This is a genomic window from Endozoicomonas sp. SESOKO1, assembly GCF_024606265.1.
Lineage (GTDB): Bacteria > Pseudomonadota > Gammaproteobacteria > Pseudomonadales > Endozoicomonadaceae > Endozoicomonas.
Genome location: NZ_JAHHPP010000297.1, coordinates 1 through 20,663 on the forward strand (window position 1 = coordinate 1; position 20,663 = coordinate 20,663).

At 49.1% G+C, this 20,663-nt stretch carries 20 protein-coding genes; 18 read left to right on the forward strand and 2 right to left on the reverse strand.

Going from position 1 to position 20,663, the window contains the following annotated elements:
• Positions 1 to 144: 144 nt before the first annotated feature.
• From pduA to KDK13_RS13295, 15 genes are all read left to right on the forward strand, one after another.
• Complete coding sequence (gene pduA, locus KDK13_RS13225) at positions 145 to 435, forward strand: propanediol utilization microcompartment protein PduA (RefSeq protein ID WP_257285443.1); 291 nt, start codon at positions 145 to 147, stop codon at positions 433 to 435.
• Entirely contained in the window at positions 435 to 1,283 is an 849-nt protein-coding gene (pduB, locus tag KDK13_RS13230) for a propanediol utilization microcompartment protein PduB (protein ID WP_257285444.1), read from the forward strand. The genes pduA and pduB overlap by 1 nt, the downstream gene beginning before the upstream one ends.
• A gap of 20 nt (positions 1,284 to 1,303) precedes the next feature.
• The gene (locus KDK13_RS13235; RefSeq protein WP_257285445.1) at positions 1,304 to 3,811 is read left to right on the forward strand and encodes a glycyl radical protein; all 2,508 of its coding nucleotides are present in this window, start codon (positions 1,304 to 1,306) and stop codon (positions 3,809 to 3,811) included.
• Positions 3,812 to 3,879: 68 nt separating this feature from the next.
• Positions 3,880 to 4,794: a glycyl-radical enzyme activating protein gene (locus KDK13_RS13240; RefSeq protein ID WP_257285446.1), complete on the forward strand. Its 915-nt coding sequence runs from the start codon at positions 3,880 to 3,882 to the stop codon at positions 4,792 to 4,794.
• Positions 4,795 to 4,912: 118 nt separating this feature from the next.
• Positions 4,913 to 5,392: a BMC domain-containing protein gene (locus tag KDK13_RS19015; protein ID WP_306671114.1), complete on the forward strand. Its 480-nt coding sequence runs from the start codon at positions 4,913 to 4,915 to the stop codon at positions 5,390 to 5,392.
• Positions 5,389 to 6,072: a phosphate propanoyltransferase gene (gene pduL / locus KDK13_RS13250; RefSeq protein ID WP_257285447.1), complete on the forward strand. Its 684-nt coding sequence runs from the start codon at positions 5,389 to 5,391 to the stop codon at positions 6,070 to 6,072. The genes KDK13_RS19015 and pduL overlap by 4 nt, the downstream gene beginning before the upstream one ends.
• 5 nt (positions 6,073 to 6,077) lie before the next feature.
• Complete coding sequence (gene pduM, locus KDK13_RS13255; protein ID WP_257285448.1) at positions 6,078 to 6,632, forward strand: PduM family microcompartment protein; 555 nt, start codon at positions 6,078 to 6,080, stop codon at positions 6,630 to 6,632.
• Positions 6,550 to 6,819 carry a EutN/CcmL family microcompartment protein gene (locus tag KDK13_RS13260; RefSeq protein ID WP_257285449.1) on the forward strand — a complete coding sequence of 90 codons (270 nt, stop codon included), beginning with the start codon at positions 6,550 to 6,552 and terminating at the stop codon, positions 6,817 to 6,819. Before pduM ends, KDK13_RS13260 begins: the two co-directional genes overlap by 83 nt.
• Before the next feature lie 46 nt (positions 6,820 to 6,865).
• Positions 6,866 to 8,266 carry an aldehyde dehydrogenase family protein gene (locus KDK13_RS13265; protein WP_257285450.1) on the forward strand — a complete coding sequence of 467 codons (1,401 nt, stop codon included), beginning with the start codon at positions 6,866 to 6,868 and terminating at the stop codon, positions 8,264 to 8,266.
• An 8-nt stretch (positions 8,267 to 8,274) separates the two neighbouring features.
• On the forward strand, positions 8,275 to 9,366 hold the full coding sequence (locus KDK13_RS13270) for an iron-containing alcohol dehydrogenase (protein ID WP_257285451.1): 1,092 nt from the start codon (positions 8,275 to 8,277) through the stop codon (positions 9,364 to 9,366).
• A gap of 3 nt (positions 9,367 to 9,369) precedes the next feature.
• Positions 9,370 to 9,723, forward strand: coding sequence for a BMC domain-containing protein (locus KDK13_RS13275; RefSeq protein ID WP_257285452.1), 354 nt, complete (start codon positions 9,370 to 9,372; stop codon positions 9,721 to 9,723).
• A 31-nt stretch (positions 9,724 to 9,754) separates the two neighbouring features.
• Entirely contained in the window at positions 9,755 to 10,975 is a 1,221-nt protein-coding gene (locus tag KDK13_RS13280) for an acetate/propionate family kinase (RefSeq protein ID WP_257285453.1), read from the forward strand.
• Complete coding sequence (locus KDK13_RS13285; RefSeq protein WP_257285454.1) at positions 10,965 to 11,528, forward strand: BMC domain-containing protein; 564 nt, start codon at positions 10,965 to 10,967, stop codon at positions 11,526 to 11,528. Before KDK13_RS13280 ends, KDK13_RS13285 begins: the two co-directional genes overlap by 11 nt.
• 230 nt (positions 11,529 to 11,758) lie before the next feature.
• Positions 11,759 to 12,991: a hypothetical protein gene (locus KDK13_RS13290; protein ID WP_257285455.1), complete on the forward strand. Its 1,233-nt coding sequence runs from the start codon at positions 11,759 to 11,761 to the stop codon at positions 12,989 to 12,991.
• A gap of 112 nt (positions 12,992 to 13,103) precedes the next feature.
• Positions 13,104 to 13,826, forward strand: a complete 723-nt coding sequence (locus KDK13_RS13295) for an epoxyqueuosine reductase QueH (protein WP_257285456.1) — start codon at positions 13,104 to 13,106, stop codon at positions 13,824 to 13,826.
• Between the two features lie 107 nt (positions 13,827 to 13,933).
• Here the strand turns inward: KDK13_RS13295 and KDK13_RS13300 are convergent, their stop codons facing one another.
• Positions 13,934 to 15,274, reverse strand: a complete 1,341-nt coding sequence (locus tag KDK13_RS13300) for a GDSL-type esterase/lipase family protein (protein WP_257285457.1) — start codon at positions 15,272 to 15,274, stop codon at positions 13,934 to 13,936.
• Positions 15,275 to 15,893: 619 nt separating this feature from the next.
• On the opposite strand from KDK13_RS13300, the gene KDK13_RS13305 reads away from it, so the two are divergent.
• The 3 genes from KDK13_RS13305 to KDK13_RS13315 all read left to right on the forward strand — a co-directional run bounded on the left by KDK13_RS13305 (position 15,894) and on the right by KDK13_RS13315 (position 19,465).
• Entirely contained in the window at positions 15,894 to 17,147 is a 1,254-nt protein-coding gene (locus KDK13_RS13305; RefSeq protein ID WP_257285458.1) for an MFS transporter, read from the forward strand.
• A 171-nt stretch (positions 17,148 to 17,318) separates the two neighbouring features.
• Positions 17,319 to 18,362, forward strand: a complete 1,044-nt coding sequence (locus KDK13_RS13310) for a hypothetical protein (RefSeq protein ID WP_257285459.1) — start codon at positions 17,319 to 17,321, stop codon at positions 18,360 to 18,362.
• 56 nt (positions 18,363 to 18,418) lie between these two features.
• Positions 18,419 to 19,465, forward strand: a complete 1,047-nt coding sequence (locus KDK13_RS13315) for an ankyrin repeat domain-containing protein (RefSeq protein WP_257285460.1) — start codon at positions 18,419 to 18,421, stop codon at positions 19,463 to 19,465.
• 428 nt (positions 19,466 to 19,893) lie between these two features.
• On the opposite strand, the gene KDK13_RS13320 is transcribed toward KDK13_RS13315, so the two are convergent.
• Complete coding sequence (locus KDK13_RS13320; protein ID WP_257285461.1) at positions 19,894 to 20,232, reverse strand: hypothetical protein; 339 nt, start codon at positions 20,230 to 20,232, stop codon at positions 19,894 to 19,896.
• Positions 20,233 to 20,663 lie beyond the last annotated feature (431 nt).

Here is a 20,663-nt window from a genome sequence, read left to right on the forward strand (position 1 = left end):
AATAGTACACTTACACTGTCGTTTTCACAGAGCAAAAAAATACTACTTACAAAAGTTTCCAGAGCAACAAACTATCAAGCACGCCATTTACAATCACACGCGCTGAACAGGTAATCACTATTGACTGAGTATTGGAGACGTACCATGCAACAAGAAGCTCTGGGAATGGTAGAAACTAAAGGTTTGACTGCTGCAATAGAAGCGGCTGATGCCATGGTTAAATCTGCAAATGTTCATTTGGTGGGCTATGAAAAAATTGGTTCTGGCCTGATTACTGTGGTTGTCCGGGGTGACGTGGGTGCAGTCAAGGCTGCAACAGATGCCGGTTCCTGTGCCGCTTCCGCTGTCGGTGAAGTTGTGGCAACCCATGTGATCCCAAGACCGCACACGGATGTAGAGGCCATTCTACCCAAGTCTGCCAGGGAAAATAGCTAATGATTTCCCAGGCATCTATTGAGCAAATCGTTGCTCAGGTTCTTGATGATGTCGGGGAGCTTGGGGTGCAGGAGCAAAATGCTGCTGCAAGGAGCGCTGCGGCAGAAGAAAGCGTCCGACGTGAACAGGCAGAGCATGTAAATATGATCAAGAAAACAAGTGCCATGACTGAGTTTGTCGGCACTGCGCTTGGAGATACCATCGGTCTTGTCATTGCCAATGTCGATAATGAACTACTGAAGATGATGGAGCTTGACCAGAAGTTCCGCTCCATCGGGATTCTCGGTTCACGCACCGGTGCAGGTCCTCACATAATGGCTGCTGATGAAGCCGTCAAAGCCACCAATACAGAAATTATCAAAATTGAATTGGCTCGTGATACCAAAGGTGGAGCGGGTCATGGAAGCCTGATTTTATTTGGCGGTACCGATGTCTCTGATGTGAAACGTGCCATCGAGGTTGCCCTGGGAGAACTTGAGCGAACGTTTGGCGACGTCTACAGCAACGATGCCGGACACATCGAACTTCAATACAGCGCAAGAGCCAGCTATGCACTGGAAAAGGCATTTGGCTCTCCTCTTGGTAAAGCCTGCGGCGTTATCGTTGGTGCCCCGGCTGCCATCGGCGTTTTGATGGCGGATGTCGCGGTGAAATCTGCAAATGTGGAAACCGTTGCGTTCAGCTCTCCAGCGAAAGGAACCAGCTTCTCCAATGAGGTTATCCTGATTGTCTCCGGTGATGCGGGCGCTGTCCGTCAGGCGGTGATCTCCGCCCGTGATGTCGGTCGTAACCTGCTTGAGGCACTGTCTGGTCCTACTCATTCCGTAACCAATAAACCTTATATCTGAGCTTGTGCTGGAGTCATAACATGAAGGGTTTTGGAGAGCCGAGCGCTCGTATTATTGCCTTGAGAGAGCAGATTCTCAGTGCCACTCCTCGTATTGAGACCGAACGCTCCATTGCTATTACGGCATCATTTAAAGAAACTGAGGGGCAGCCCGCCGTTATTCGTCGGGCCAAGGCATTTGAGCATATTCTGGGTGAGCTTCCTGTTGTTATTCGTGATGGTGAATTGATTGTTGGTAGCGCAACAGTGGAACCCCGATCCTCCCAGATCTACCCGGAGTTTTCCAATACCTGGATTGAGGATGAATTTGAGCGCATAGGTCAGCGTAATGGTGATTCCTTCCAGATTTCACAAGAGGATAAGCAGAAGCTGAGGGATACCGTTTTCCCTTACTGGAAAGGCAAAACCACCAGTGAACTGGCGACGGCCTACATGTCCAGCGAAACCAGGGCATGTATGGATGCTAGCGTGTTCACCGTGGGCAACTACTATATGAACGGCGTTGGTCATATATCTGTTGACTATGCCAAAGTCCTTAAAATGGGCTTCAACGGCATTATTAAAGAAGTCGCTGACGCTATGCTCAAGGCCGATAAAACCGATCCTGCCTACATTAAAAAGGAGCAGTTTTATAAAGCCGTCATTATCTCCTGCAATGCGTCGGTGCAGTTTGCCAAGCGCTACGCCATGAAAGCGCAGGAGCTGGCACAATCGGCCAGTGGTCAGCGAAAGGCAGAGTTGCAAAAGATTGCTGAGGTTTGTGCCACTGTTCCTGCCAATGGTGCCAGCAATTTTTACGAAGCCTGTCAGTCATTCTGGTTTGTGCACCTGTTAATCGGCCTTGAATCAAATGGTCACTCTATCTCCCCTGGCCGGTTCGATCAGTACATGCAGCCCTATTTTGCCATGGATAACTCCATTTCTGGAGAATTGGCGCAGGAGTTACTGGATTGTATCTGGGTTAAATTGAACGACATCAATAAGGTTCGTGACGAAGTTTCCACCAAAGCGTTTGGTGGTTACCCCATGTTCCAGAACCTGATAGTTGGCGGGCAGGACGAAAATGGCAATGATGCCACCAACGAATTGTCGTACCTGTGCATGGCGGCAACAGCCCATGTCAGCCTGCCTCAGCCATCATTCTCGGTACGGGTCTGGTCTAAAACACCGGATCAGTTCCTCAATAAGGCGTGCGAGCTGAGCCGACTCGGGTTAGGTGTGCCCGCTTTCTATAACGATGAGGTAATTATCACGGCGCTGGTCAACCGGGGCGTCACGCTGAAAGACGCGAGAAAGTACGGCATCATCGGTTGTGTTGAGCCTCAATGCCCGGGCAAAACAGAGGGGTGGCACGATTCCGCTTTCTTCAACCTTGGCAAGCTGTTTGAAATTACCCTCAACGGTGGCAAGGTCAATGGCAAGCAATTAGGCCCTGTGACACCGGATTTAACCGGGTTTAACAGCTTTGATGAACTGCTCGCGGCCTACCAGAAACAGGCAGAATACTTTGTCTATCATCTGACCACTGCTGACAACTGCGTCGATATTTCCCATTCCGAACGGGCACCTTTGCCCTTCCTGTCTGGTCTGGTCGATGATTGTATTGGCCGTGGCAAAACCGTGCAGGAAGGTGGTGCTCATTATAACTTCAGTGGTCCCCAGGGCGTTGGAGCTGCCAACGTTGGTGACTCGTTGGCCGCCATTAAAAAGCTGGTGTTTGATGAGAAAAAACTGACACTGCAACAGTTGAAAGCCGCACTGGACTCCAACTTTGGACACGGCACTCAGGCGGCAGTTGTCCAGAGCAATCAAGATGACGCTTTCGACATCGTCATGGAAGCCGTGAAGAAAGTGTTGCAGGAAAATGGCACGTTGCCTGCGGATACCGCCACTATTTCAAGAGCAGTGGCTGCGTCAAGCTCAGAAGGTGAAAGTATTCGTCAGCTGTTGCTCAACGACTCACCCAAGTTCGGCAATGATATCGACGAAGTGGATTTCCTGACCCGTGAAGGGGCGGCAATTTACTGTCGTGAAGTGGAAAAGTACACGAACCCAAGGGGTGGGTGCTTCCAGGCCGGTCTTTACCCAGCATCCATCAACGTCCTGATGGGTACGGTTGTGGGTGCCACACCGGATGGTCGTTTAGCCCATGAGCCGCTTGCCGATGGTGTATCACCAACCCGCGGCATGGATAAAAGCGGACCGACAGCAGCAACCAACTCGGTCGCCAAGCTGGATCATTTTCTTGCCTCAAACGGTACGTTATACAACCAGAAGTTCCATCCCAGCGCACTGGAAGGCGAAACTGGCCTGAGGAATATGAGTTCGCTCATTCGCAGCTATTTCGACCAGAAAGGTATGCATGTTCAGTTCAATGTCGTGAATAAGGCGGTTCTTCAGGCGGCTCAAAAAGAGCCTGAGAAGTATCGTGATCTGGTGATCCGGATTGCCGGTTACAGTGCTCAATTCATCTCATTGGATAAGAGTATTCAGGATGACATTATTGAACGTACTGAACATACGTTCTGACACTCCCGAAAATGCCTGTCTGTCTGGCGGGCATTTTTATTTCAGGCACAGAGTGACAGGTCAGCGTTATGTGCAGTGATGCGATTAAAGGTTGTATTTTTAATATTCAGAAATTCTCGATCCATGATGGTCCGGGTATAAGAACCATTGTTTTTTTAAAAGGGTGTCCTCTGTCCTGTCAGTGGTGCAGCAATCCGGAATCACAGGATTACTCCGTCAATATTCTGTTCGACGCAGAAAAGTGCAACCGCTGTGGCAAATGTCTTGATGCATGCCCTCATCAGGCGATCAGTCTGTCCACTTCCGGCTTGATTAATCGTGACAAATGCATTCAGTGCGGACTGTGTGTTGACGCTTGCCCGACAACAGCCTTGACCAAATCCGGTAATTTGGTGTCGGTTAAAGAGGTGTTGGACGAAGTGTGTAAGGATGCGGTTCACTATCGTCGATCCGACGGTGGATTAACCCTTTCTGGCGGTGAGCCCCTGGCACAGCCTGAGTTCGCTGAAGCATTATTGAAAGAAGCCAGAACCCGGGGAGTGCATACCGCCATGGAAACCACCGGCATGGCTTCGATTGATGTACTGAAAAAAATTATTCCATTACTGGATCTGGTATTGCTGGATATAAAATCTTTTTATTCAGAGCCCCATAAAAAATTTACCGGTGTTGAGAGTCATACCATTTTAAAAAACGCCCTGGTTATTTCTCAACTGGCCAAGGAGGTGGCTGTTCGCATTCCGGTCATTCCCGGATTTAATGCGGATCCACAGAGTATTAAAGCGATTGCCAGTTTCATTACGCATATGAGTAATGTCTCTAAGGTTCATCTCTTGCCGTATCACAACTATGGACAGAATAAATATCAATTGCTGAATCGAAAGTATGCCCTTGTTGATATCAAAACACCGAATCAAACACTGATGCAGGAATTGAAACAAATCGTTGAATCGTTCGGTCTGGTCTGTCAGATCGGAGGGTAACTAACAAGACAGTACCTCTCAGAAGGTTGATGGTATTGCAAAGAAAGCTGGCGGACACTTTGACGATTTCAGGACTCTGGGATGAATAAGAGTTCTGCACTTTACGGGGAAAATGATCATGAACAAATCACTGGGGCTGGTCGAAGTGCAAGGGCTGGCGTTGGCCATTACCACTGCGGATGCCATGGTAAAATCAGCCAATGTCCAGCTTCTGGGTATTGAGCGAACCAATGGTCAGGGCTGGAGCCTGATTAAGGTCGCCGGTGACGTGGGTGCAGTCAATGCGGCGGTCTCTGCTGGCTGTCATCATGCCAGGCAAATGGGTGGCCTTTGTGCTAACCGGGTTATTCCCCGTCCGGGCGATGCAGTCAGTGAAGCCTGGGGGCAGATGTCGCATGCACAGCCAGAGTCGAGATCTGAACCAGAGACCGTTAAGGCTGATGAAGCGGTAACGGAAACTCAACCCGTTGCCATCAGTGCTACAGAATCCGAAGCCATCAGCCCCAGGCCCGCGCAACAGATCGAAAGCAACGCATCAGATAATGCCAGGAAAAGGGACCGAAAAAAGAGCAAGACGGCTGGCAGGGATGAAAAATGAAGCAGCTTGAGGCCATTACCCACCAGATCATCGACCGCCTTCGTCATCAACCCATACCCGTTGGCATTTCCAACCGGCATATACACCTGACGGCTGAGGACTATGGCTTGCTGTTTCCCGACGAGCCGCTGTCGATGGCCAAACCCTTAGCGCAACCGGGACATTTCTCCGCCCATCAGTGTGTCACACTGATTGGTCCCAAAGGCAGTATCAGCAATGTTCGCATTCTGGGGCCATTTCGCAGCAAAACGCAGGTTGAAATTGCCAGTACCAATGCCCGCGAGCTGGGCGTGCCTGCGGTTATTCGTCAATCCGGCCAGCTGTCCGGTACTCCGGGTATTATTGTGCGCGGCCCCGGTGGTGACCTTGAAATCAAGGAAGGGGTCATTGTGGCCAAACGCCATATCCATATGAACCCTCTGGAAGCCCTTATTCTTGGGCTTAAAGATAAACAGGAAGTCTCTGTGGCCGTCGGCAGTGAGGAACGGGAAATACTGCTTCGAAACGTCACCGTGCGGGTCGATCCGGCCAGTATTCTTGAGATCCATCTGGATACCGACGAAGCCAATGCTGCCGGACTGACCGGACAAGGCGATACCGGAACGATTGTTACCTCGGAAAATAGTGGCGCAGAGCATCCAGGTGCTAACAATGACTGGCGCACAAAGGTCACGGTATAACCAGCATGAACAAAACCATTGTCGTTAGTGAGGGTTGCATCAGTGCCTACGTGAAAGATCTGTCCATGGGCTTATCCCGCATCTTTACCTATGCAGAAGATCCTCTGGCAATAAGCCAGCTAACAGTGGTTCTGCCAGACCCCGCTTTTTTAAAAGCGCTGACTGCACTGGACGACACTCATCCAGCGGTTGCGACGGTCATGGAGTCCCTGGGAATCGGCATACGCCTACACTTGAGGGTCCATCGGCAACTGCTGGCCATGTTATCGGTGGAGTCTTTGGCCAATCTCCCGGTTCAAGTTTCCGATCATAAAGGCATTCCGGTCGTATCCTGCGTGTCAAGCATGATCAATTACTCGGATGTCGCCTTGTTGCAGTGGTGCTGGCTGCTCACCCCGGAAACCTGCCGGGTTACCGATTTGGCCAGAGATCACATGCAAAAACACCATATCTATTTTGTCAATAAAAGGTCACTCCATGTTCCTGGCAAAAGTCATCGGTTCAATCGTCGTTACTCAGAAGACCCTTTCTTTACAGGGAAAAAAACTGTTGATCCTTAGCCCGGTATCCATGCATGGGGATATTGTCCAGAACGCCGAACACGTCGCAGTGGATGATGTCGGAGCCGGTATCGGTGACCTGGTGCTGGCATCCCACGGAAACTCGGCACGCGAGGTGTTCAGAGACGATAACCGTGGCATAGATTGCGCTATCGTCGGCATTATTGACAGCATCAGTAACAACTGAGCGGTAAGCAACAATCGCTCCATAACATACGATAAAGAAGGACACTATGAGTACCAACGATATAGAAATGCTTGTACGAAGCATTCTGGCAGAAAAAAGCCAGCTGTTTGAAACAGCGGCTTCTGCGAGCCAATGTTTCGGCGCTGAGTTTGAGCAAGTCGATGATGCTGTGGCAGCGTGTCTGGAAGCATTCAAGGCACTGGATAGTAACGCACTTGAGGTTCGGCAGCGCATCATTAATGAACTGCGTAAAGCCCTGGAACCCTATATCGTCAAACTGTCGGAAGATGCCTGGGCAGAAACCGGCATGGGGAATGTACCCAACAAAATTCAAAAAAATACAGCCGCGCTGCACAAAACACCGGGCACGGAAGACTTGCACAGCCAAGCCCTGTGCGGTGATCATGGCATAACACTGTTTGAATACTCACCTTACGGGGTTATTGGGGCAATTACCCCCAGCACTAACCCGACCGAAACCATTATTAACAACACCATCAGCATGTTGGCAGCCGGGAACACGGTGATGTTCAGCCCTCATCCCGGGGCTCAAAACATATCCCGCTGGTTAATCAATAAAATTGAAGAAATTATTTTTAACCTGACGGGTATTCACAACGTGGTTGTGGCTGTCAAAGAGCCCACGTTCCAGACCACTCAACAGATGATCGACCATCGTGATATCCGGCTATTAGTCGTGACCGGTGGTCCAGGCATCGTCAATACGGCGATGAAAAGCGGCAAAAAAGTGATTGGTGCCGGTGAAGGTAATCCCCCGGTGATTGTGGATGAAACGGCAGATATTGAGGAGGCGGCGGAACACATCATCAGCGGGGCTTCCTTTGACCACAACCTGCCTTGTATTGCTGAAAAAGCCTGCATCGTAGTTGATACAGTAGCGGATGAACTGCTGAGTTCATTTGCCCGTCATGGTGCCCTGCTGATTACATGCCCTCAGCAGCAACAGCATTTAATGGCCGCGATTGTGACACCTGCAGGCACCATTAATAAAGCAATGGTAGGCAAAAGCCCGGCAACAATCCTCACCGCAGCGGGCATTCCTTTTCAGGGAGAGCCACGGCTTCTGGTGATGGAAGTGCCTAATGATCATCCACTGTTGTATATCGAACAGTTGATGCCGGTATTGCCGGTAGCGCGAGCCGCTGATTTTAATGCGGCCCTCGAGCTGGCCATTAAAGTAGAACGCGGCTGCCTGCACACGGCCACCATGCATTCTCGTGACGTTTATAACCTCAGCAAGGCTGCACGCGCCCTGCGAACCTCCATTTTTGTCAAGAATGCACCGTCTTATGCCGGAATAGGCGTTGGCGGCGAAGGCTATACCACCTTCACTATTGCCACGCCCACCGGGGAAGGGACAACCTCCGCCCGCTCATTCGTCCGAACCAGGCGTTGCGTGCTGAACAGCGCCTTCAATATCAAGTAGAGGTGGCTGTGAATCTGTTTACGCTTCCTGTGCGGGTAATGATCGGTGATGTTATTGAACAGTTATCGGATATAACCCGGAAACGGTTGCTGATTATTTGCGACCGTTTTCTGGTCGATACTCCGAACCTGAAAGCCATCGTGTCTTCCCTGAGTGCTAACAATCATGTTGACATTTTTTCAGACGTAACCCCTGACCCGTCCGTGCAGGACGTGGCTGCCGCTATTCACACTCTGGCGACAGTAAGGCCGGATACGCTGATTGCTTATGGCGGTGGATCAGCCATCGACCTTGCCAAGGCGGTGAAATACTTTGCCCAGCAATCAGGTCTGGGAACCTGCAGTTTTATTGCTATCCCGACCACCAGTGGCACCGGTTCAGAGGTCACCAGTGCGACGGTGATATCCATTCCGGAGCTGAACAAAAAGATTCCGCTCTTCCATGAGGCCCTGTTACCGGACAGAGCCATTCTGGACGCTAATCTGACGTTAACGGTACCGCCACAGGTCACCCTGTTTACCGGCCTGGATGTGTTGACCCACGCCATTGAAGCCATGGTGTCCATCAATGCTTGTCACTTCAGTGATGCCCTGGCCGAAAAAGCCGCATCATTGGTGTTTACCTGGTTATCAACCGCGGTCCATGAGCCTGGTAATCTGGATGCACGTCATGGTTTGCACACCGCGGCCAGCCTTGCCGGTATGGCATTCAACCATGCCGGGCTGGGCTTGACCCATGCGATTGCCCATCAGTTAGGTGCCTTTTTCCATCTGCCCCATGGTCAGGCCAATGCCCTGGCCTTGATCCCGGTTATCCGGTTTAACCGGCAATCGGTAAAAGCAAGAAATGGTTACGCCCGGCTGGCCCGGTCTCTTGGTTTGACCGGATGCAAAAGTGCCGAGCAACATGGTGTTGATTTACTGATCAGTGCCATTGAAGGTTTGTTCAGGCAGTTGTCGTACTCTCCTGAGCTGCTGGCAACGGGTAAAAATGACTGCATCCATGTGATGGCTGAGGCGGTATTAAACGATGTCACACTGAGAACCAACCCTGTTCAGCCGGACCAGCAAATGGTTGAGTCTATTATCAGAGCGCTCTAAATCATGACAGACAATGCAGATCGGGCAAACCGGATTATTCAGGAGCATGTACCCGGCAAAGAAATAACACTGGTACATCTGATCGCCAATCTTGAGCCAGAAGTGGCCAGGCTATTGGCGCACAGTGGACAGGGAAACACCATCGGAATCATTACCATATCCCCCGGGGAGGCGGCGATTATTGTCGCTGATCTATCACTGAAGTCCGGTTCCATTCAAATTCAGCAACTGAATCCTGATTGTGGCTCTGTGGTTATCAAAGGGGATTTGTCGTCCGTGGAATTTGCTCTCAACAATGTCCGCGACATTATGGGAAGGGTCATGAATTTTGCGGTCTGCCCGCTTACCCGAACCTAGCGTCAAATTATTAAAACAAGGTAGGTTGTCAATGAACGAATACGTACTATCGGTTAATGGGGGCAGTTCATCGCTGAAGTTCCGGTTATACCGGATGCCTGATGAAAGCCAGCTGCTCTCTGGGCAGTTCGATGGCATGAATTCCGCAAATCCGGTATTTAAGGCGGTTTACGGTGAGTGCAAGCAGCAAGAGAACCTGAGCACGGAGGACTTTGCCAGTGCTGCACACTATCTGCTCAGTTTTATGCTGGAGAAACAGCTGATTCCTAATCAGCAGAGTCTGAAGGTCGTTGGCCATCGGGTGGCCCACGGTGGCGAGCACTATTCCGGCCCGGTAGTGATCGACAACGAGGTGTTGGGCAATATTGACCGGCTCTCTTCTCTCGCGCCCATCCATAACCCGATCAATTTGTTGTGCATTCAGGTGTTCAGACAAATACTGCCGACGGCGGTACACGTGGCAGTGTTCGATACCGCATTTCACCAGACCATAGAACCCAGCCGATATCTCTACCCCTTACCCTACGAGATGTACCTCAACCACAAGATTCGCCGGTATGGGTTTCATGGTATCAGCCATCAATATGTCAGCACGGTCTTAAGTGCCACGTTTCAAGAGCAGTCCCAAAAGGTGATTAATTGCCACCTGGGCAATGGTGCCAGTATTTGCGCCATGTTCGAAGGCCGCTCTGTTATGACCAGCATGGGTTTTACGCCGCTGTCCGGTCTAATGATGGGCACCCGTTGTGGTGATATTGATCCGGCGTTGCCTATTCATATCGCCAGAATAACGGGAACCGATATGGACAACGTTGACCGGATGATGAATTTCAAATCTGGTTTGTTAGGCGTTTCACAATACTCCAGCGATTTCCGCCTGATTAATGAAGCCGCACAACAAGGAAATCAGCAGGCGATACTGGCTCAGGAGATGTTTATCAACCGGATAGTCGAAACCGTAGGTGCCTACGCTGCCGCGCTGAACGGCCTGGATGTACTGGTGTTTACCGGTGGCATCGGTGAGAACTCTGAGGTAGTTCGCCAACGGGTTTGTGAACAACTGGCCTACCTGGGCGTGGTAATTGAAACGACAAAAAACCGTTCTGCCGAACAGGTCATCAGTGCTCAAGCCAGCCGTATTATTGTAAAAATCATTAAAACCGATGAAGAGCTGATGATTGCCCGGGAGTCGGTCAAACTGCTGGCCGAACCGGTTGATAGCGGCGGTGTGGAGTTGAACCATGATGATTAACGCTATCGGATGCATCGAACTGAGCTCCATCGCTGTCGGTTATCAGGTCGCCGATGCCATGAAAAAGTCCGCCAGTGTAGAGCTTGTCTGGAATCAGATACACTGCCCAGGACGTCTTATGTTGATGGTACTGGGGGATGCATCATCCGTTGCATCAGCCATTGAAGTCGGACGGACAACCGGTGGGCAACGTGTTGTCGATACACTGGTGTTATCCCGTATTCACCAGGAAGTACTGGAAGCCATCAGCCGGAAAAAGAAAACGGTGAAAGTCGATACACTGGGCGTAATTGAGGCTTATTCCATTTCTTCCGCTATTGAAGCTGCTGACCTTGTCGTGAATTCCAGTAATGTGGAACTATTAGATATTAATGTCACGATGGGACTGTCCGGTAAGGGGATCGTTATGATTGCCGGGGACGTCGCATCGGTTTCTTTCGCAGCAGACATCGCCAGAGCAAAGGCAGAGAGTCAGGAAAAAGTGTTGTTGGCTACCGTTATTTCAAATCCTGACCCGGATATTTTATCAAAAGGACGAGGTTTAAGAGTATGAACGACGATACAAGATTGTCAGCATTTTCCAGAAAATCTATGAATATGCGCTGTCTTCTCTGCCTCACTCTGAGTTTGACTGAAACCTGCCTAATGATTGCCCGCAAGAATTCCTAACAACATCGTTAGCTTATTGATTGTCAGCTTATATTAAAATGTTTTTTTTTAAACTGAAGATGGTTTGAAATCCGGGAAAATTATTACAACCGCTATAACAAAGGATACAAAGTTGTGAACATAATTAATCATGCACCCCCTATTACCAGTCAGCCACGTTCATCTTCATTGCACCCTCAGCCATCATCGGTTGAACATGAGAAAATACCGGTAAAACAGTTATCGAATCCAGATTTAATGGTAAATGTCACGCATATCACCGGTAATTCCCCTGAACAATACACCCAAGCCGATGATGGTACGCTTCGAAAAGTTGTAGTAACTGCTGAAAAAAGACTGGAAAATTCTTCAGGCCATCCTCCACCGTCCAGCAAGCCCCCTGAAAAAACGCCAGAAACTGTGGCTTTGCCAGTAAAAAATGAACAGTTGCTGTCACCTTTGATGATTCGGTCGGAAAATTCCAATCATCTGGTTAAAAGGGATGATTGGGTTCCATATGGTGATCCAGATGTTTTTAATACAGAATTCAGATTATTTGTTGATCGGGTAAAAAACAGGATTAGTCAAAAGGATATCACTGCTGAAGATTTAATTAAGGAAGCGATTAATACTCGTAAAAGCATTGAGATTGCCAGAAATAATAATGAGGCTGATGACTTTGGACTTCTTCGTAACAATCTGCATAATTTTTGTTTAAACACCCCTCTAAACACAACTTATTCCTGTGGTAAACAACGTGCGGTTGCACTGACGCATAACGAATTCTTTATTAATCACATAACCAGGGAAGGAGAAAATTTTGTTAACCACATCACTAGTGAATATCGTCTATCTCCATTTGAAATTGATAATATTCATTTTGGCGTTGTTGTGGGTCATGCAGGAGACAATAAGGTTTATCTAACCCAAATATTGACCAGCCCCAGAATCAATAGGTCTGGAATGTATTATTATTTTGGTCGATATGATGAGCATTATGTTGGCAGGGGCAAGCGCTCTGCATTAATTATCCATACAGATCCGGATCAACTGATTCCGGGGTTACAGCATGTTCAGGGTTTGATTGATCAGGCGATGGCGGGTGACCTTTCCGTAATCCCACGCATTCACTGGTGGTATGTGCACTTGGCACCAACGGTCAGGGGACCTGGCGGCACTATAGAAATGATCATTCATGCACTGTGTGCCGCCAATGGGTATTATCTACCCGGTTGGGCAAAAAATACAGCGCCTTCCATCGAGGTACTTGTGGAACCGAATGAAGAGGCCTTTTGTCGAAACTACCATACATTATTTGAGGCTCATCAGGGGGCATTGCGAATGCTGTTTACCAAAAGGATCGCTTGATCCATCGGTTCTGCTGTTGGATCGGTTCTGCTGTTGGATAGAGCGCTTACGACGATTTTGCTATGCTTATCCGTTGCGTAAACACCCTATCTGTCAGACCGGTATGGCTGCCATGAAAAACACCACTCTCTCCCTGGAAAACTATCAACGTCCTGTTCTGAATACGCCTGATGGCGCTGAAAAAATTCTGCTGCATTCCTGCTGTGCACCTTGCGCCGGTGAAGTGATGGAAGCGATCAAGGCATCCGGCATTGAGCAGACCGTTTTCTTTTATAACCCGAACATCCACCCCGCTGAGGAATACCGGCTTCGTAAGGATGAAAACAAACGGTTCTGTGACAAACTCAATATTCCGTTTATTGATGCTGATTATGATACCGACCACTGGTTTGTCCGCACCCGTGGCCTGGAAAATGAGCCGGAACGGGGTCAACGCTGCACCGTCTGTTTTGATATGCGCTTTGAACGAACCGCCCTTTATGCTTATGAACACCACTTTACGGTGATCTCCAGCACACTGGGTATTTCACGCTGGAAGGACATGGAACAGATCAATGACTGTGGCATCCGCTCTGCTGGGCATTATCCCGGAATTTCCTACTGGACTTACAACTGGCGCAAACAAGGGGGCAGCCAGAGAATGATTGAGCTGTCCAAACGGGAAGTGTTCTATCAACAGGAATACTGTGGTTGCGTATACAGCCTGAGGGACACCAACCGGTACAGAATGGCTCAGGGGCGCAGCCGGATAAAAAGACTGGTGAATTATTACGGGCAGAGTAAGGATGCCCGGGACGAAAAAGAGGACTCCGTAATTATTGCCAGATCTTCCTGAAAAAATGTCGACTGTATTCATTATCGTTATAGCGGCTGCCAAAAAAAGCCCGAGGCTTGCGATTTGCTAGTCTCGGGCTTTTTCAGGTGTCTGTTTTTGTTTTTTGACTATAGGCTCAACATAAAGTCTACGATTGGTTTTGGGTCTTTTAGTGAGTGTGGGTGGTGGTCGCCATCGGGTGCGTCGAGATAAAGTGCACGAACGTTTTGGGGTTGGGCGAATGCATAGTTGAGCGCATAGAGACCGCCTTGGCTGAAGCCTTCGAGGACAACGCGTTCGCTGGCATCGAACTTGCGCGTGACTGCATCGTACATATCATCCATTATGCGCATCGCTTTTGGCGAACCGTACAGGTTGCTCATTTTCACATAAGCAACGCCCCAGCCGTTGTTGAGCAGTGCAAGGTCGCCCTGGGGTTCGTGTCCGAAGAACTCGGTTCTCCAAATCCATGGGTTTCCTTTTGCGGGTGTTTTTGGGTGGATATAGAATGCATCAAATGTTTCGACTTTGATGGGTGCGTCGCCGATATTTGAGGATGGGGTTTTGATGGTGAAGTGTTCCTGTTTGTACCCTTTGTAGTCGGTTGTTTTTGTTGTCGGTGGTGGGGGAAGGATGTCGAGAAATGCTTTGTTGCTTCCTGGCATTTTGGGGCGGCCGTGTTGGGTTTTCTCCAGCCACATTTTCTTATCGTCTCCGATTTGCTTCACCTGTGCATTTGTTGGCATAACGATTGCCTCTGGTGAATTATCCTGGATATCGAGTTCGACGCGCAAATCTTGCCACATTGCTCTTGCCATCATATCGTGGCCGGGGGCTTCGGGATGGACTCTGTCTTTGGCGAACTTAAAGTCAGGGTTCTTTGCCTTCTCTGCATCAATATACTCTTTCAGGATGTGGCGATATTCAACGATATTCCATCCTTGTTCGGGTAGTGTTCGCATCCAGGCAGAGTAACGGTTGAGTTCTGAGTCTGGGTCTGTGAAGTCGTCTTCGTGGAAGGGTGGTTCGAGGAAGATAGGCTTTGCGCCTGTTGCTTCGATGGCGACTTTCAGGCGGCGAATACCACGTTGGAAGTCTGTGATGGAGACGACATCTTCGCGGTCATTCATTCCCAGATTGACGATGACGATGGTTGGTTTGAAGTGTCCGAGCACGCGGTCAATGCGTTCGTGGACGCTTGGGCGGGGAAACTTGTGTCTTTCACGGTGTTCGGGTTCGCTGATGCCGGAGGCGTTTTCGCTTGGGAGGGAGATGTTTGCAAAGACAGCATCCTCGAAGTCAGGCGATGCTTGTAGCGAGGCGATGAGTTGGGTAACGTAGCGTCCTTGCCATGAGATGCTGTCGCCTGAGAAGAGGACGCGTTCGGGCTGGGTGTCGCCTGCGAAGAGTGGGGTTGGGGTGAGCACAATGGCTACGAGGGCGGTGAGGGATGTGAGGAGCTTTTTCATTGAGTTTCCTTTGTGGTATTGATGATATTGGATAGGCTTTGCCATACAGAGATTGCTGAAAATTCCAGAGATGCAGAGTAAATGATTAAACTCTTGACCCTGACCTCACTGATCAATGCCCTCATCTGGGCAACCTGCTACCCCCGGAATGACAGTGGTGGATAACCTGGGCCTGCTATTATCTTCAGTCTGATCACTATAATCATCTATTTTCTTATTCTGATTCCGATATATGGCAGAAAAGTGCAGCCTGCAAAACAATGCCACCGATCACTGAGTTAATAAAAAAATACGCCATATCCATCGCCTCCCTATGGATACCGGAAGGCATTGGTATTACTATCCGCCCGAAAATCGGGATCAACTGAAAAATCCGCCTTGTGCACATTGTGATCCGGAATGCTTAAGCGTTTTCCCGAGCTTTATCAGGAGGCATTAACCTGACCAGGAATTCATCAAAATACCGGATTCTGGACCATAATTATCCAAGCCAGAGCGTTTCCGAGAGTCCCCTCAACCCTGTCGGGCTTTCCTATTCCGTTTTCCTGCCAGGCCGATAAAAACGGGAATAAATCGCTCACCGTCACTACGTGTTAACACCATTATCGGGCTATAAACTATGATACGTTTTGTTGCACCACTGTCAGGCATGTTTATTTTCGCCCTGGCCAGCGGATACCTGACGACGTTGATTCCCCTGAGAATCAATGCGACAGATGGCAATGACTTTATGGCCGGTCTGATGGGTACCGCTTACTACCTGGGATTACTGGCAGGGTCATTCCGCTCAGAAAGAATTGTTTGCCGGGTAGGCCATATTCGCTCGTACGCCTGCTTTATGGCTTTGCTGTGTGCTACCGTACTGAGCCTTGCCCTGTCAGAGAATACCACCAGCTGGCTGGTGCTTCGCTTCCTTAACGGCATGGCAGTTGCCGGTATATTTGTTGTGGTTGAGTCATGGCTACTTTGTGAAAGTGACAGCTCCAACCGGGGCAGGGTACTGTCTTTCTACATGGTGTCTCTCTACGGTGCCAATGCGATCGGACAGCTTTTTGTCGGATATCTGGATAGCAGCAGTCTGACGCCGTTTATCCTGATCGGTATTCTGCTGTCATTGTCAATTTTCCCACCGGCAATGACCCGAATCCCAACCCCTGAAATAGAAGAGGCTTCTACGCTGGGATTCAGAAAGCTTTTTGAACTGACCCCGTCCGGAGTCCTCGGCTGTTTCGCCGGTGGTCTGGTGCTGGGTGGCTTGTATTCAATGCTTCCTATTTACCTGACCGACCTCAGCGGCAGTGATGATCACACCGTGGCGATTTTCCTGACCGTCACCATGATTGGCGGCATGGCATTGCAGTTTCCGGTGGGTTACCTATCCGATATTATCGACCGGCGTAAAATGTTGATTCTGGTCGCCCTGGCGGGCAGTGCCGTTTGCTTTGCCCTGATCCTCAGTTCCCACGAAAACTGGCTGTATTATCCATGCCTGTTCCTGTTTGGTGGTGCAACCTTCACGCTGTATCCACTGGCCATCAGTCACGGCTGTGATCATATGCACCCGGATGATATTGTTGCAGGAACCCAGGGACTGCTTCTTGCCTACAGCTTTGGCGCCTGTGTTGGCCCAATCTTCGCATCACTGTTCATGAGCTATATTCCACAAGGCCTGATGCTGTATTTCATCACGGTGATGGGAGCTACCGGAATCTTCTTCCTGATTCGGATGGCATTCCGTCCGGCGATCTACACCAGCGAAGAGCAGCACTTTATTCCAGTACCCCGCACAACGCCCGTAGTTGCGCAGATTGACCCCCGTTCTGATGCTGAGGAGTTATTGGAAAGCGAAGACACTGCTAAACCAGCAAGCTGAGGAACGGCATTTGGTAAACGGGAACTTTTGGTTGATTGGATGAACTAACCGCTGCCAGGCAAGTTTCCCGTATAACCTCAGAGGCGGTGATTTGGACAGACTCCACACCGTATCAAGTTCAGGTTCCATGGTCTTGGCGAGGTATGAACAACTAACCACTGAAGTGACCGATTGCCAATGATTCCCCTGATAGCCCTGATTACCGGCAGCGCCAAATCCTTATTGGTGGGGGAGTTGAGTCCTGTCGACTCGATAAATCAGCTTGATATTTCACAGCCTGACAGTATCTCTGCAAAACAGCACTTACCCGTTTACCCGATACCCTCACCAGCAGTCATTTATTGCTCAGCCCCTGGCATTTTAAACGACAGTTCCCCAATTAGCGGCAAAGAACTTAATGAATACCAGATACTTCAGGTTGACGATAACGCTATTCCAGCGTGTTTATCCCAGGGCGAAATAGACACCGGGACTATTAACCCGGTAACCACCGATATGCCTGTCGGGGGAACTTCAGACACCAGTATCAGAATTGAACAGCCAACTGGTTTTCAGGATAACCACTCAATAATCAAGGAAATACCACCGCCTGATCCCTGGCCACAAGAACTATTGAGCAAGGATGACCATATCACCTATGGTGATTTAAGAGACTGGCTAAATGATCTAAACAGTTTCTACAATGAGGAGCCTGTGTTCCGCTCGATTCTGAACCTTCCCTATCCCTCAGACCAATCACAACTATTCCCGGATCAAATAACTGCTCGCCCAACCTATGGCTGGGTTTTTGATAACTTCCTGACGGACTGGATTAATGACAGGGTAATGCACATTATCACACCTGACCCGGAGGAGCTTATGGATGAAGGTCCTGTCAGTAATGATGATGAATCACAACAGCAAGCCGGTGCTCCAAAAACATTTGACCAGATATACCTTCCCTTTATGGAGAAGCTTGACCGCCAGGATGAAGAACAGGCAAAAGAGTTCTTCCAGAAAATATATGAACTGCTGACACCCCTCAGAGGTCTTCTGGTCATTGCTGTCACTGGAGTTGACAGGTCATCAGGTGGCAATGGCGCTATCACCGCAGGACAGAGGCTTCCAGGGTTATTGAACCAGTCAGGGATTCCTGCTTCCAATATCAGAGTGATCACTTCTCGAAGCCATAATTATATATTGGTCAAAAGAAGCGAAAGTAAGAAAAACGGCTGATGGGAACTTTCAACCGGGAACCTGCTCCAATTGATAAATTAACACTGGAGTAAGTTATGAATGGTACTGGTGGTGTAATTAATCTGCCCCCGGAGAATGTCAGCCTGGGTCCCATGTATGAATCTGATAAGGTATCAGCAGTGCCCGGGTTCACTGAGTCAGCAAGCAAGTTTCTGGAGTCAGCAGAGCTAGAGACATTTCTTGACAACGCCAGGGCCGTTGCCGCCGAGCTGCTTGCCCCCAATGGTTGTCTGGTTGATAGCTGGAATCTTCCCCATCAGCTAACTCCGCTCCACATTGCCTGCCTGACGAAGGATTGGGTGCTGTTTGAGGCAGCACTTACAGACCTTCAATGCTGGGAGATTATCGATCAATGCACCTCTGCAATTGATGTGGACGAACTGGCAATTACAAATGGTGATGAGATAATGCCTGCCATGAACGGTGACACTGCTTTGCATTTTGCCCTGTATAACGGCTGGAATGCGGGGGCTTTAAAATTAATTAACGAACTGCTTGCTGCTGGAAAAATCAAGAATACGGTAAATAATACCGGCAGTAGTTTACTAAGCTTGGCCGCCGCATATAGCAGCTTTGATGTGGTGTCCAGGCTTTGTAACTGTCTCAACCAAGAATTTTGCCAGGTTTACAACGAAGACTATCTGATGCACAGCACCAATAGCCAGAATAGTTTGCTGCATCTCGCTACACAGCAGCCAGACCCGAAGGTCTTTGAGTATCTGCTGAAAAATCAGCTTGACGGCACTGGAGGGTCAACACTGTTGCAGCTGAATAATGATGGTAAGACTCCAGCTGACCTGATTAAGGAGGTATTGCTTGATAAGCGCAGAGTTGCCCTGGAATCGGATGGTAATGTCAAGATGTTAATGTATGCAAAGCAGTTAAAAGATGATCAGGCCAAAGCATTGGAAGATTATAAGAGTCAATTGGATAGAAATGATAGTTATACACGAAAATATTTTAAGGACCTCGACTATCCTGATGGTCCCTGGCAAGAGTTTTATATGGAGAATAAACACGAGGATAAGCAGGCTCAGTCACTTGAAACTTCCACTTGGTCGTTCCCATGTAATCTGGTCTGATTTCTGAGTTGGCATGGCCACTGACTGTCCAGAATTTTAAAGCACACAATACAAGGATGCACTAATTGATGTGTTTGGGAGTTGTTTAATCCTTGGTGGTGATAAGTGTTTGCTGGAGTACTTCCAGCTCTTTAAAAAGTTCTGGAAATAGCTTCAAGTCACAAATCACAGCATCATCCGTTCGACCCCTTGGCTTTAAGAACCTATAAACGAAGAACCCTTACGACAGGTATCGGTGTGAGAGTGCATGTCGGCGGGGCGGGAACCGGTGGCGGAATTTCTTGATAACTCCCCCGCTAACCAAGCTAATAGCCAATCATTCTTTCATCAAGGTAACAACCGCTTCATAACGCCCTTCCGGTAAAGATTTTGAACCCCCAGCACTGACAACCACAGTGCCTGCAGAAAATACCTCAATAGGAGGCTGCTTATCGCTCCTGTGCATCAAGGCTGGCACAGACATGCTCATAGATAAAACCACCGGGACTCAGTAAACGATCACAGGCAATCGTCACAGCAGCTATGCCAGTCGTAACCAATATCAGCGCAGGTATAAGACCGTTATTCTTTGCTAAAGATTTGGTTAAATCGGTATGGAGCGTCAGGTAAGATAAAGCCCCACCAATGCACTCCCCGGTATAAAACCCAACAACCCGGCCAAAAGCCCTTGCTTTCGCCCTTATATGGGGTGATACGTTGGCCGATGGAGGATTGACCACTGCTTGATAGCCTCCTTGGTAAACCTGTTCTACACCCAGAGCCTGCATGGTAATGACCTTCTAAAAATATGGTTTCATTTTGATGAACTAATGTAATCAGACATCTGCTTTTAACAAAAGTTCAGTCATAAGTAGCCAAACTGATCCGCCTTACCTGCCTGGCACCAGATATTCAGGAGGCTATTCTCTGTAACACAGGAACGTGAGTAGTGAAGGTCACAGGGAGAGGAAGAATGAGAATTCAGGGGCCGGTACAAACCATAACGGAAGCATTTAAAAATCAATCAAATCGGCTGGGCCCCAACTTAGGCAAAAAAACATTCCTTCCAAAAACTCAACTTCAAAGCCTGATGTGTTTAACCCTTTGTTTACAGGCCCTATAAACGACAAAACCCTCACGACAGGTATCGTAAGGGTTAAGGTATATGGCGGACCGGACGGGACTCGAACCCGCGACCTCCGGCGTGACAGGCCGGCAT

Excerpts from the sequence above, each read along its gene's own strand:
- pduA (WP_257285443.1), top strand. The coding sequence starts at position 145 with ATGCAACAAGAAGCTCTGGGAATGGTAGAAACTAAAGGTTTGACTGCT.
- pduB (WP_257285444.1), top strand. The coding sequence starts at position 435 with ATGATTTCCCAGGCATCTATTGAGCAAATCGTTGCTCAGGTTCTTGAT.
- KDK13_RS13235 (WP_257285445.1), top strand. The coding sequence starts at position 1,304 with ATGAAGGGTTTTGGAGAGCCGAGCGCTCGTATTATTGCCTTGAGAGAG.
- KDK13_RS13240 (WP_257285446.1), top strand. The coding sequence starts at position 3,880 with ATGTGCAGTGATGCGATTAAAGGTTGTATTTTTAATATTCAGAAATTC.
- KDK13_RS19015 (WP_306671114.1), top strand. The coding sequence starts at position 4,913 with ATGAACAAATCACTGGGGCTGGTCGAAGTGCAAGGGCTGGCGTTGGCC.
- pduL (WP_257285447.1), top strand. The coding sequence starts at position 5,389 with ATGAAGCAGCTTGAGGCCATTACCCACCAGATCATCGACCGCCTTCGT.
- pduM (WP_257285448.1), top strand. The coding sequence starts at position 6,078 with ATGAACAAAACCATTGTCGTTAGTGAGGGTTGCATCAGTGCCTACGTG.
- KDK13_RS13260 (WP_257285449.1), top strand. The coding sequence starts at position 6,550 with ATGTTCCTGGCAAAAGTCATCGGTTCAATCGTCGTTACTCAGAAGACC.
- KDK13_RS13265 (WP_257285450.1), top strand. The coding sequence starts at position 6,866 with ATGAGTACCAACGATATAGAAATGCTTGTACGAAGCATTCTGGCAGAA.
- KDK13_RS13275 (WP_257285452.1), top strand. The coding sequence starts at position 9,370 with ATGACAGACAATGCAGATCGGGCAAACCGGATTATTCAGGAGCATGTA.
- KDK13_RS13280 (WP_257285453.1), top strand. The coding sequence starts at position 9,755 with ATGAACGAATACGTACTATCGGTTAATGGGGGCAGTTCATCGCTGAAG.
- KDK13_RS13285 (WP_257285454.1), top strand. The coding sequence starts at position 10,965 with ATGATGATTAACGCTATCGGATGCATCGAACTGAGCTCCATCGCTGTC.
- KDK13_RS13295 (WP_257285456.1), top strand. The coding sequence starts at position 13,104 with ATGAAAAACACCACTCTCTCCCTGGAAAACTATCAACGTCCTGTTCTG.
- KDK13_RS13300 (WP_257285457.1), bottom strand. The coding sequence starts at position 15,274 with ATGAAAAAGCTCCTCACATCCCTCACCGCCCTCGTAGCCATTGTGCTC.
- KDK13_RS13305 (WP_257285458.1), top strand. The coding sequence starts at position 15,894 with ATGATACGTTTTGTTGCACCACTGTCAGGCATGTTTATTTTCGCCCTG.
- KDK13_RS13315 (WP_257285460.1), top strand. The coding sequence starts at position 18,419 with ATGAATGGTACTGGTGGTGTAATTAATCTGCCCCCGGAGAATGTCAGC.
- KDK13_RS13320 (WP_257285461.1), bottom strand. The coding sequence starts at position 20,232 with ATGCAGGCTCTGGGTGTAGAACAGGTTTACCAAGGAGGCTATCAAGCA.